The 13,188-nt window shown below is 49.4% G+C and carries 7 protein-coding genes; 3 read left to right on the top strand and 4 right to left on the bottom strand.

What is annotated here, in order from left to right; all coding sequences use genetic code 11:
• Positions 1-24: 24 nt before the first annotated feature.
• The gene (locus G8759_RS05800) at positions 25-999 is read left to right on the top strand and encodes a sugar phosphate isomerase/epimerase family protein (RefSeq protein WP_167206063.1); all 975 of its coding nucleotides are present in this window, start codon (positions 25-27) and stop codon (positions 997-999) included.
• A 57-nt stretch (positions 1,000-1,056) separates the two neighbouring features.
• On the opposite strand, the gene G8759_RS05795 is transcribed toward G8759_RS05800, so the two are convergent.
• From G8759_RS05795 to G8759_RS05780, 4 genes are all read right to left on the bottom strand, one after another.
• A complete protein-coding gene (locus G8759_RS05795; protein WP_232074145.1) occupies positions 1,057-2,652 on the bottom strand; it encodes a RagB/SusD family nutrient uptake outer membrane protein in 1,596 nt (531 codons plus the stop codon).
• Between the two features lie 24 nt (positions 2,653-2,676).
• Positions 2,677-6,069 carry a SusC/RagA family TonB-linked outer membrane protein gene (locus tag G8759_RS05790; RefSeq protein ID WP_167206061.1) on the bottom strand — a complete coding sequence of 1,131 codons (3,393 nt, stop codon included), beginning with the start codon at positions 6,067-6,069 and terminating at the stop codon, positions 2,677-2,679.
• A gap of 48 nt (positions 6,070-6,117) precedes the next feature.
• Positions 6,118-6,987: a hypothetical protein gene (locus G8759_RS05785; RefSeq protein WP_167206059.1), complete on the bottom strand. Its 870-nt coding sequence runs from the start codon at positions 6,985-6,987 to the stop codon at positions 6,118-6,120.
• Positions 6,988-7,239: 252 nt separating this feature from the next.
• Positions 7,240-8,259 (bottom strand): LacI family DNA-binding transcriptional regulator, encoded by a 1,020-nt coding sequence (locus G8759_RS05780; RefSeq protein WP_167206057.1) that lies wholly within the window; start codon positions 8,257-8,259, stop codon positions 7,240-7,242.
• Between the two features lie 276 nt (positions 8,260-8,535).
• On the opposite strand from G8759_RS05780, the gene G8759_RS05775 reads away from it, so the two are divergent.
• Together G8759_RS05775 and G8759_RS05770 are read left to right on the top strand one after the other, a co-directional pair.
• Positions 8,536-11,580 (top strand): SusC/RagA family TonB-linked outer membrane protein, encoded by a 3,045-nt coding sequence (locus G8759_RS05775; protein ID WP_167206055.1) that lies wholly within the window; start codon positions 8,536-8,538, stop codon positions 11,578-11,580.
• 112 nt (positions 11,581-11,692) lie between these two features.
• The gene (locus tag G8759_RS05770; protein WP_167206053.1) at positions 11,693-13,168 is read left to right on the top strand and encodes a RagB/SusD family nutrient uptake outer membrane protein; all 1,476 of its coding nucleotides are present in this window, start codon (positions 11,693-11,695) and stop codon (positions 13,166-13,168) included.
• Positions 13,169-13,188: the final 20 nt, after the last annotated feature.

Raw genomic sequence — 13,188 nt, 5'->3', positions numbered from 1 at the left:
AGCCAGATTCTGTCCCCGTGATCGATGAGAACAGAGCAAGCCCATTTTATAAGCAGACGGCAATTTATAGGTTCGGTAGCAACAGCCGGGCTAGTATTGCCTTCACTGGACTTTGCAGCCACTGAACCCTTGCCTCCGATGGCTGGCAAGGGTTCAACAATCTGTATCTTCTCCAAACATCTGCACTGGTTATCCATACCAGAAATGGCCGAAACGGCAGCTACTCTGGGATTTTCCGGCATAGATCTCACCGTTCGGAAAGGTGGACATGTTGCCCCCGAACGCGTTGTAGACGATCTGCCTAAAGCCGTATCGGTTATTCGGACAGCAGGTTTAGACGTACCCATGATCACGACTGACGTGATTAGCCCGGACGATCCACTTACCGAACCGATCTTAAAAACGGCGACCAGACTTGGCATACCCAATTATCGGACAGCTTACCTGAATTACGACCGGGCTTTAGGGGTTGCCCAGAGCCTCGACCGTTATAAAGAGCAGTTGCAGAAACTGGCGGCTTTGAACCAGAAATATGGGATCCACGGTGCCTATCAGAATCATGCCGGTACACGAGTTGGGGCAGCGGTTTGGGATTTGTGGGAGCTCATCAAAGACATCGACCCTCGCTGGCTGGGCTGTCAGTACGATATCAAACACGCCGTTGCAGAAGGTGGCATGTCATGGATAAATGGATTAGATGTTCTGAAAGCACACATTCGGTGCATTGATATCAAGGATTTTATCTGGGTGAAGAAAGCAGATAAATGGCACGATCAGGTGGTGCCACTTGGCGAAGGTATGGTCGATTTCAAAGCATACTTCGCACTCTTGAAACAGTACAGTTTTTCGGGACCAATGTCAATCCATTACGAGTTTCCGCTAGGCGGGGCCGACACGGGTCAACGGCAGCTTACCATGCCCAGAGAAACCGTTTTAGCCGCAATAAAACACGATCTACAAACGCTTCGTGGCTTTCTTAAAGCGGCCCAGCTGGACTAAACGTTGATAGGATGAGGAATGCCTACGGTATTTCTCATCCTATCAACGTTTAGTCACTTAATACCCAGGGTTCTGGGCCATCCTGGTTGGATTCAGTTTGTATTCATTGAACGGAATCGGGTAATAATAATCTTTCGGACCAAAGTTGGTTAGCTGAGCCGCTCCAAAATCGGTCTGGGATTTGGCACGGAAATACGTTACTAATTCATCGGGGGTAAAAAATCTTAATAAGTCGAACCAGCGCTGGTTTTCGAAGGCCAGTTCAACGCGCCGTTCGTGCAGGATGGCAAGTTTGAGCGTTGAGTATTTCGCACTATAGGCCGCATTGTTTTTCGCAACGGCATAAAGCGGCAGCTTAGCCCGGTCGCGTACCTGATCGAGCAAGCTAATAGCCGTAGCCTCGTCACCGAGATACAGATTCACCTCGGCCAGCATCAGAATCACGTCAGCGTAGCGAATCAGCAACCAGTCGTTTCCGCCGTAGCCACTCGTGCCAGCCGTCAAGCTCACATCCCGAAATTTGGTGATAAAATAGTCTTTCACCACAGCCGCATTCGCGTATTTGATCGAAAAATCTTTCCGCACATCACCTTCTTCATAATCTTTTACCAGATCGGGCGTCACGTTACCGCCAACGCCCGTTGCGGTTTTCAGTGAGTTGATCGTTTCTCCCTGTGCCTGATTGTTGGCTGCGATGCTCGACGAATAGTTAATGTCGCCCTGCTTATAGACAATCTGAAAAATCGCTTCGGGATTGGCCGTCTTTTTGCTCACATCGAATACATCGGCATACGGGATTTCTTTCAGCAGTCCGAACGTCCGCTTGCTGTAGGCATTGGTCAAATAGGTCTTGGCCTGATTGAGGTTAGCTGCCCGATTAGCCTGATCAAGCGTCGTTGCCATAGTGAGATATACCTGTCCTAATAGCGCATTACCGGCCACTTTCGAAACGCGACCCTTATCGGCCGATGTCCGAATGTCGGGTAGCGAGCTATTAATCACGTCTGTAAGATCAGCTACGATCTGAGCGTAGACCTTTTCTTTTTTCTCGCGAAAGGTATTTGTCGTCACATCGTCGGTAGTGGTAAGTGGCTTTGTGACAAGCGGCACATCACCCCATTTCCGTACCAGATGGAAATAAATCAGGGCCCGAATAAATTTGGCTTCAGCCTGATACTGGGCTTTCGTATCCGCTTTGGCATACGTCACGGTTTCGGAGCCAGCCAGCACATAGTTAGCGCGGGTAATGGTCTGATACAACGACGTCCAGTGCGTTTGCAGGTACGAATTGCTCGGTAAAATCGCGAATGCATTAAACTGAAACGGCTCTCCGGCGTTTGACTGATTGTCGTTCCGCCCCGTATTGTCGGAGCGTTCTTCCGAATAAAGTCCACTCCCTTCGGCAATACCACTATTATCGCGCAGGGCATTATACACGCCGTTTAGTGCCAGCAGTACGTCATTCTCGGTTTTGTAATAATCGGCCGTAGCGATGGCATTGGGGTTGGTTTCAACCAGAAAATCCTGACTGCACGATCCTAGCAAAAAAAACGTCAGCAGGGGTATGTATCGAAGTGGTGATCTAAAGTTCATGATTATGTTGGCCAGTGAACCCTGTACGATGAATACTGGATAGAGATCCTCATTATTCATCGTACAGAGTCCGGTATTGATTACTTAAAAAGTGATTTTCGCACCGATGTTGTAGCCGCGTGCCAGCGGATATTTCCCATAATCGACACCAGGAGCCAGGTTAGCGCCATTGTTGTAGTCTACTTCAGGGTTATATCCTTTGTATTTGGTGATCGTAAAGGCATTATTGACGTTAACGTACAGACGCAGGCCGCTTACCCGCGCTTTGCTGATGAGTGCAGCAGGCAGGTTATATCCCAGTGTGATATTAGCACAACGGAAGTAGGAGCCATTTTGCAGGTAGAAAGTCGACAGTCGGGTGCTATTGCTCTGCGTACCGCCCCGTGATGCCCGGAAAATCTGGCCATTGCCCGGCTGATCTTCTGACCGATAGCGATCAGCCACGACCGAGTACTGATTACCCGAGCCTTCCATGTTGAAAAGGTAGTAATCCTGCCCATCGAGCACCTGGCTACCATATATGCCGTTGAATGAGGCATTCGCATCGAATGCTTTGTAAGTGGCCGTTACCGAAAAACCATAGGTGAACTTTGGATACGGCGATCCAATCACCTGCTTATCAGCATCATTCACAACGCCATCGCCGTTTACATCCTGAAAAATCAGGTCGCCGGGACGAAGCGGGTTGGTCGATGCCGTTGAGCGGGCGGGCCCTTTCAGGACATAACCCGCCGGGAACGACTGCGTAGCCGAGTTGTAAACCGCATTGTCGGCGGCAATATTATCCATGTCTTTTTGCCGCACCATCCCAATGGCTTTAAAACCATAGAACATACCCACTGGCTGGCCTTCCTGCGTAATGTGCGTGATGTACGAACGCTCAGCACCTGCCGACAGAATCGTGTTGGCTCCGCCCATGTTCAGGACTTTATTGCGGTTGAAGGAGATGTTACCACTCAGATTCAGTTTAAAGTCCTGGGTCGAAACGGCCCGGCCATCGATCTGTAACTCAACGCCCTGGTTGCGAATTTTAGAATCCCGCAGGTTCGTCAGGATACTTGTCGTACCCGAAATAGCCGAAATCGGTTGGTTGAACAACAGGTTATATGAGTCACTTAGATAACCATTGGCAATCAGTAATAACCGGTTATTGAACAGACCGACATCCAGACCAAGATTATACTGCGATGTCGACTCCCAGCCAAGTTTCTGGTCTTTGATGGCTCCCGAATAGAAGGCTGTCTGTATCGTACCCGATCCAAATACGGCTCCGGTAGGGCTGTTCATCGTTTGCAGGTAATTGTAGTTACCAACATTATAGTTTCCGGTGAGTCCCCAGCTTCCCCGAAGTTTGAGCGTGGAGGCTGCGCCCAGCCAGTCTGTATAAAACGGCTCATTCGAGATAGTCCAGCCTCCCGATATTGACGGAAAATTACCCCAGCGATTGAGCGGCCCAAAACGCGACGATCCATCGGTACGGAACGCTGCCGTCAGAAAATACCGGCTGTCGTAGTTATACTCGGCCCGTGCCAGATAGGAAAGTAGCGTTTCTTCCTGCTTGCCGGTTCCAGTAAATCCAATGCTACTGGTTGACAGTGAAGTGGTTGTATTCGGAACCCCGCTACCCGGTGCGGGAGGTAGGTTCAGGAAAAAGTTCGTTGGATCGGCTCCCTTAGCTGTAATTTCCTGAATGGCGTCGTTCTGAAAACCCTGCGCCGACACACTAATCTGGTCGAGGTTCGTTTTCTGAGCTGTGTACCCAACCAGACCGTTCAGGCTGTGTTTGCCCCACTGTTTTGCGTAGGTTGCCGTAAATTCAGCCAGTACATTCTGAGTCGTAAGCTGTAGTGCAGAGGCTGTTGCAGCCGCAATTGCCTGGGGCGAATAGGGTGGATTGTTTCCGTTACTCAGGCTGGTTGGCAAATAGTAGCTATACTTTTCGTTATAGGTTTGTAGACCGAGGCTAGCTTTGGCAACCAGGCCCGGAATGATCTCATAGCTGGCCGAACCGTTGTATGTGCCGCGCAGACCTTTACGCGTAATGTTGGTTTCCATCGCCATTGCAACCGGGTTTTCGATCGTCTGATACCCATATACAGGTTGCTGGGAGGCCATCTCGTTTTTCACCAGATTGCCTTTGTCATCGTAAGCCCTGAAAATTGGGGCATAAATCAATGCACCCAGAATTGGCCCCTGGTTGAAGCGACCTTCCTGCACTTCGCGATTGCTGGTCGATGTAACAAAAACGCTGGCCCCCACCTTGAATTTCTTGCTGATATCGCCATCAATGTTCGCCCGGAAATTGACCCGTTCCTGCTTGGTATTGACAATGATCCCCTGTTGATTCTGATACCCACCGCTCAACAGATAACGAACCCCATTGTTACCGCCAGAGAAGGTAAGGTTATGACGGCTAACGGGCGCATTCCGGTAAAGCTCATTCTGCCAATCTGTGTTATATTTTGGCGTAATGAGTTTCTGACTGGCAAAATCATACATATCGGTCGGAATACTGACGGAGCTGGCATTTCCGACCTTAGCGATGCGGGTGGCGTTGTCGTCGGAGAACATCGCGTCGGTCCAGGGCTTGCCGCTGTTCTGTACCAGATCGCGGTAGGTGTTGTTACGGCCATCAATCATCACTTGAGCAAAGCCGCTGGCATCCAGCAGATCCACTTTCTTAGCCAGCTGGTTGATGCCATACTGATATTCATAATCGAACTTCCCTTTGCCGTCTTTACCGCGTTTGGTCGTAATGATAACAACCCCACCCGACGCCCGCGACCCGTAGATAGCCGCCGAAGCCGCATCTTTCAGAATATCGATACTTTCGATGTCATTCGGGTTGATAAACACGTCGTTACCAGCCGGGAATCCATCAATGACGTAGAGCGGATCTGAACTGGCGTTGATCGACCCGATACCCCGCACCCGAATTTTGGTCGAATTATACGGAGCACCACCTACCTGCGACACCTGTACCCCAGCGAGCTTACCCACCAGCGCCTGTCCGAGCGTTGGGGCAGCAATGTTTAGTTCTCTGGCTTTTACGTTCGAAATGGCCCCGGTAACATCACTCTTTCGCAATGTCTGATACCCCACCGCCACGACTTCGCTCAACTGATTTACGTCTTCTTTCAGCGTAATGTTCAGTGTTAATTGCGAACCAACGACAATCTCCTGCGTGGCAAAACCGACTGACGAAAAGACCAGTGTTGCCCCTGCGTTCACATCGATGATAAACCGTCCTGCAGCGTCAGTAACGGTACCTTTGCGCGTTTGTTTTTCAACAATATTGGTTCCCGGAATTGGCTGATTTTGTTCGTCCGTTACAATTCCCGTCAGTTTGACTAACCGGCTGGTCTGGCCCGACATGAGCGAGGCATTAGCTGCCCAAACCGGTCTATAGACGAGTGGACTAAGCAGTAGCAGCAGGCACAAGAGTCCTCTGCTCAACTGAATTGAGTAGTGATTCATATCAAGTTGTATGTTGGAATTAGATTTTGGTAAGCTCGGTTGGAAACCTCACCAGTTGAGGTTCATAAAATGCACATTATTGCTGCGGGATGACGTATCAGCGATTCCCGTCCTGAGATTGTTCAGGAGCGTAAAGCCTTCTAATTCATCGGCTTTATCCACGTCAATTACCTTGATAACCTGTTCTTGTCCAGACTCAATGGATTTTTTCAAATCTACGAACGTAAATCGCCAGCGACGTCCTTCGATCTGATTCTGAATCAGCACGAGTACCCCTTTCGACGGAATCCAGTGCAGGTTTTGCACCCAGGGTGAGCAGGTAAATTTTTTCACAACCACACCCGGCTCGCTGGTTTTTTTGGCTTTTGCCAGCAAGACAGGATCGTAGAGCCGGACTTCATTGCGTTTGTCGCCATAGTCGGCAGTGGCCACGTACCACTTTTTCTGGTACTGGACATATTCGGGCCGGGTGCCCTGAATGCAGGCATCATCTTCGATTGTACTCAGCAAATTGCCATCGAGCGTTCCGGTACGGAGCAGTCCCGCCCAGTTCACCAAATAGATCACCGCCCGCCATTGCGTGCCTTCGGGATTCAACCGTATACTGTTGCCGATGAAGGTTGGGCCGGTTTTATTGTACGCGATTCCGGTCGGGTGGTTAATAACATCCTTACCCTCTACCGTTAATTTAACTTCCTGACCGGCATAGGTCAGCGCATCTTTACCAACTGCATAGGTGCGAATCACACCCACTTCACGATCGCCGTAGAGATAGGCCTTGCCCGACTGGTAACTCACTCCCTGACAGGCACCCAGCGAATCGATTGTTGTTGATTGAGAGAGGATAACATTAACATCAAATCCTGAAAAGGAAAGTATGCCAACGAAACAGGCTACGAGGCATAGTAGCATCTTCATAAGCATTGGATTAAGCGCCCGTGCGATCGGCACCATTTAGGGGTAATTGCCTGAATGTCAACCGAAACAAAGGCAACTGACAGAACGATCTTCATAGGCTATTTTCGAAGCACAAAGGAAGTGCTTAAACATTACCCGTATTTTAATCTACTGTTTTCAAGCTGTTATTATTCAGCATTTTATTTGTCAAAAAATTAACACAAATCGTTTGCTTTCGTGATAGGATCTTCGGACCGGGCGAACACTATTTGCTTAATGTACCGTCGACCCTCTTATAATGAGCTGCGTTTCCAGCACAATTGTTCTTGGAGGTACAGTATTGTCCTTATCCGTTATTTGCTCCATCAATAAGGCAGCGGCCTGCTGGCCAATTTCACTAACAGGCTGAGAAACAGTCGTTATGCCTGGCTCGACCAACGCAGAAATCGGATCGTTGCTGAATCCAACAATGGCAATATCGTCGGGAATGCGCAGTCCACGACTTTTGATCACCTTGAGTGCTTCGATGGCAGTGGGGTCATTGATCGTAAACAACGCGTCGGGTGGCTGAGGCAGATTTAGCAGGTGATTCACATAGATATTAGCCTTCTCCAGCGTCAGGTCATACGAAATGACCAGTTCCGGTTCTTCGGCAATGCCATAATGCCGCAGCGCATCGCGGTAGCCATTGAGCCGATTACGGCTATTGGGCAGGCTGTCTGGCCCGGCAAGGTGGGCAATACGCCGTCGGCCGGTCTGGATCAGGTGCTCAATAGCCCGAAAAGCCCCGTCGTAATCATTGACCGTAACCTTCGACACATTCATATCTTCGCAGACCCGGTTGAAAAACACGACCGGAACGCCCTTGCGCTGAAAGATGCGAAAATGATCAAAATTGCGGGTTTCTTTGGTGTGCGACACGATCAACCCATCGACACGACTGGCCAGCAGTGCTTTAGCGTTCTCTACCTCGGTTTCGTACGATTCATTGGAGTGACAGATTACGACATTGTAGCCAGCTTCGGCCAGCACTTCCTGCGCACCAATAATCACTTTTGGAAAGAAAAAGCTGATGAATTCAGGCACCATAATACCTATGGTCCGGGTCTGATTGGTCAGCAGTGAGATGGCTAACTGATTCCGTTGATAATCCAGTTGTTCGGCCAGTTCCAGCACCCGTTGCCGCGTCTTCGCACTCACATTGGGATGTGCCGTTAAGGCGCGCGATACTGTCGATTTTGATATACCCAGTTGCCGGGCAATGTCGATAATAGTAGGCAGGTGCTGTTGCATAAAATTGTACTTTCCCGAATTAACGATATTAGAAATCTAAAACCAGCACTTAAAGATCATTTTTTTCTGGGAACATTCCCAATTTAAATTGGGAATGTTCCCAGAAAAATAAGTAAAGTTTTCCTTGACAAAAGGCAGTTTTGAAGAGAAATTCAAACAAACAGCGCTGGAATAGGCATCTTCCGTGTGATTTGGGGCTTTTTTAATACCTACCACCACAGAAGAAAGTACCAGACGCCAGGACCAAAAAATTTAATTATTCCTATAACTAACCTCATGAAAAAACGAATACGATTCCTCTTCTGTCTGGGACTAACGGTTCTTGCAGCGGCATCGGGTGTGCTGGCTCAGGGCCTTACTGTCAATGGGCGTGTAACAGGACCAGACGGCAATGCGTTGCCAGGTGTCAGTGTCATACTGAAGAATACCCAACGCGGTACGACCACGAATGCAGAAGGCCGGTATTCTTTACCCAACGTATCGACCGAAAACGGAACAGCAGTTCTTACATTCTCCTTTATCGGCTATGTCTCGCAGGACGTTACAGTAGGAAATCGCTCGACGATTGATCTGACGCTTCAGACCGACGACCGGTCGCTGAACGAAGTTGTGGTCGTGGGTTATGGTACACAACGAAAAATAGAAACGACAGGCGCTATTGCGTCGGTAAAAGCCGCTGATCTGGTGCAAACGCCAGTTGCCAACGTGGCTCAGGGGCTCCAGTCGCGGGTTGCAGGCGTTCAGGTGAATCAGAATACGGGCGCTCCCGGCGGAAACGTCAGTGTACGGATTCGGGGAACAAACTCGATTAACGGGAGTTCCGAACCGTTGTATGTCGTGGATGGTATCCAGATTTCGAACAGTGGCGGTATTAACGATGTCAGCCCGCTTTCGACCATCAATCCGAACGATATTGAGTCAGTCGAAATTCTGAAGGATGCCTCTGCCTCTGCCATTTACGGGTCACGGGCAGCCAACGGCGTTGTACTCATTACAACCAAGCGCGGTAAAACAGGCGCTACCCGCGTAACGCTCGACAGCTATTATGGTGTGCAGAAAGTAAATAAAACCTTACCGGTTTTGAATGCGGCTCAATTTGCGCAATTGGAAAACGAGGTTTTCAAAAATAATTTCTATCCCGATCCAGCATCGTTAGGGGCAGGCACGAACTGGCAAAATCTCATTTTCCGTGAGGCACCCATCCAAAATCACCAGTTGTCGATCAACGGCGGAAACGAAAAAACCCAGTTAGCTCTTTCGGCTAGTTACTTCAATCAAGACGGTATCATCATTAACTCGGCCTTTAAACGGTATTCATACCGGTTGAATGTTGATCACCGAATAAGCGAACGGTTAAAAGTAGGAACCAGTATCTTAGGCAGTTACGCCATTAACTCCGGTATCACAACCGGTTCTGAAACGATCGGTGACGCGGGCGTTGTAACGGCTTCCATCCTCGGTGCGGCCATTGGTGCCCCCCCAACGCTGGTACCTTACCGTGCTGATGGTACGATTTTTCCATTTGGCGAGCAGGCTGGCGGTCAGTATCGGGAAGTTACCAATCCGCTCAACTTCGCCAGTGTGCTGAACCGGAACGCCATCAAACGGACCCTCATCAACCTCTATGCTGATTTTACTATTCTGAAGGGTCTAACGTACCGGGCATCCTTCAATACGGACCTGCAAAGTAGTTTGCGCGATGGGTATTCGCCCCGTTCGATCGTTAACAAAGCGGATTTGAATGATAATTCGGGATCAGGCTTTAAGGTGAATACTAACGGGCTGGCTTTGCTGCACGAAAGCATCCTGACCTACAGCACCCTGTTTGCTCAGCATCATTCGTTTAAGGCGACGGCGGTAGTGGCTTCCCAATCGGAGGACAATAATTCCAATCAAATCAACGCCACTGGCTTCCCGAACGATGCCACCCAGAACGAAGCCCTGCAACTGGCGTTAACCCGAACGATCACCAGCAGTCGGTCTCGTACCCGTCTGGACTCGTACCTAGCCCGTATCAATTACGGCTACAAAGACAAGTATTTCCTGGACTTGACTGCCCGCGTCGATGGGTCCAGCAGATTCGGAGCCAACAACAAATACGGTTTATTTCCGGCTGTTTCTGCAGCATGGCGGATCATTGAGGAGCCATTTGCCAAGAACCTTTCCTGGCTTTCAGATTTGAAACTGCGTGCTAGCTACGGTATTACCGGAAATGCCGGTGGTCTCAACCCGTATCAATCATTGGCGACTGTATCGGCACCCAATCCCGGTAGTGATTACAACATTAATCACACGTATATGATTGGTATTAATCCGTCGGGCATCGCCAACCCCGATTTACGCTGGGAAAAATCTACCCAGTCAGACATTGGCCTTGACATTAGCCTACTTAATAACCGTATCAGCGTCATTATCGATGCGTATCAGAAGACCACCAAAGATTTATTGTATGTGAAAGGCTTGCCGTTGAGCTCTGGCTACAGCACGATCACGGGCAATTTTGCTTCGCTGGAAAACAAGGGACTGGAATTCGCCGTAAATGCCCGGATTCTGGATGGCCCGCTAAAATGGAGTGTTTCTGGCAATATGACTATGAACCGCAATAAAGTGCTGGATCTGGACGGTGGCACCACGCAGGAGCGGTTCATCACGGCCTATTCGGTATTGAAAGTTGGCCAGCCACTGGGCGTTTTCAAAACCTATGTTTTCGACGGAATCAATCAAACTGGCGAGGCAATTCTTCCTGGTTATGACGGTCGTTTGGGCGGTCTGAAAGTGAAAGACATCAACGGCGACGGCGCTATTTCGGCTGCAGACCAGGTGATTACCGGAAATCCGAACCCGAAATTCATTTACGGTTTTTCCACCAATCTATCGTTCAAAGGCTTCGATCTGAATATGTTTCTGTCGGGTTCACAGGGAAATGATATTTACAACGCGAGCCGTCTTTCGTTCGAAATGCCGCTGGGACAACGGAATCAGTTGGCAGGGCTTGCCAATCGCTGGTCGGCTACCAACCCAAGCAATCAGTATGTGAGCGGTTTTCAGGCAGGTCGCCTGCCCGTAACCAGCCAGGTAGTTGAAGATGGCTCGTACCTGCGTTGCAAGAATCTGACGTTGGGTTATACGCTGCCACGCATCAAAGGACTCCAGCAAATTCGGGTGTATGTGAGTACCAACAACCTCTTCACGATCACTAAATACAGTGGTTTTGATCCGGAAGTGAACACGTACGCGGGTTCAAATACCGCCATTGGTATCGACAATCTGGTGTATCCACAAGCCAAATCATTTCTGGGCGGTCTTCAGGTAACGTTTTAACCAATGAGCGAAAGAGTGAATGAGTGAACGTGCAAATAGATCGCATTCATACAATTCACAACTATTACAATCCTTCACCTTTCGCTCATTCACTCTTTCGCTCTTTAAGCAAATGAAAAAGATACTTATTCCTATAGTAGTTGCCTTCAGCCTGGCATCCTGCCAACTGGACGAAACCATTTATTCGTCCATCTATACCGAAGCGTTTTACAAAACCGCAGCCGATGCGGAGAAAGGGCTCATAGCGGCTTATGATCCGTTTGCGGATATGTACAGTGGTCCAGCCGGAACATTGATCGCCGATTTTAGCGATGACCAGACCTACCCACGGGGGGTTGTAGGCCGTAATACGCTGACACTTTTCACTTATGATGTCAACTATACGACACAGAAAAGTAATTCCCGGCTCAATGAAGCGCCCCAGCAAATCTGGACGTCGGGCTATGACGGCATTGAAAAAGCGAACTGGATCATTGCCAAGGTTCCGGCGGCCGTAATGGACGAAACCCGCAAAAAGCAAATCATCGGTGAGGCCTATTACCTGCGGGCGTTCTACCTCTGGATGTTAACCAAAAACTTCGGGGATGTAGTTATCAAGACCACGCCCAGCTATTCGCAGGCAGATGCCATTGTTGGAAAAAGCCCCAAAGCCGATGTTTATAAACAGATTTATGCCGATTTAGACATGGCCTTCGCAGCTGGTTTGCCCTCGTATCCGGCGGTTGACAAAGGCCGTCCGTCAAAGGAAGTGGTAAATGCACTTTACGCAAAAGCAGCTTTATATAACGAAGAATGGCAAAAAGCGCTCGAAAAAGCACAGGCGGTGATCACATCGGGAAAATACGCCCTGATGCCGGATGTCCGCAACGTCTATAAATATGATCAGGAAGATGCGGCTCGCATCGAGAATATGTGGGCGTTTGAAGTTGACCCGATTTCACCCGGCCGGGGCCACCAGTTGACCGGTCTGTGCGGACCGCCTGCCAGCGCAGGACCGGAATACGGCAAAACGACGTTCGGTTCGATGTTCGCTTATCAGTCTTTCTACAATTCATTCAACCCGCAGGATAAACGCCGGCTTTTGCTTGACACAACCTACGTGGATAAAAACGGCAAAACCGTTCCGCAAAAGAGCATTACGCCTATTACAACTGACGGTGTGTTGATCAAGAAATACCAGGACCCGGTTTCGACGCTGAATGAAATCAATAATATCCCGATTTTCCGACTGGCAGATATGTACCTGATTGCTGCCGAAGCTGAAGCCCGCCTGAACGGTGCAACCCCAACGGCATACGGTTATATCAATACCGTTCGGAAACGGGCCGGATTGCCTGATCTGCAAACGGGTTTGAGCAAAGATGCTTTTGTTGATGCGGTTATTCAGGAACGTGCCTGGGAATTTTTCGCGGAGGGCGATCGCTGGTATGACCTCACCCGCACCGGCAAATACCTGACCGTGATTCCCAAAGCTGTCAACGCCGTTTATCCAGTTCGAAACGTAACGGCAAAGAACAAATACTTCCCGATTCCGCAGGATGAACTGAATGCCAATCCAAAACTGGAGCAAAACACAGCCTGGAAGTAAACAGGTAGCCCAAACCTATA

The organism is Spirosoma aureum, from assembly GCF_011604685.1.
Classification (GTDB): domain Bacteria; phylum Bacteroidota; class Bacteroidia; order Cytophagales; family Spirosomataceae; genus Spirosoma; species Spirosoma aureum.
This window is presented reverse-complemented; position numbering and strand designations above follow the sequence as displayed.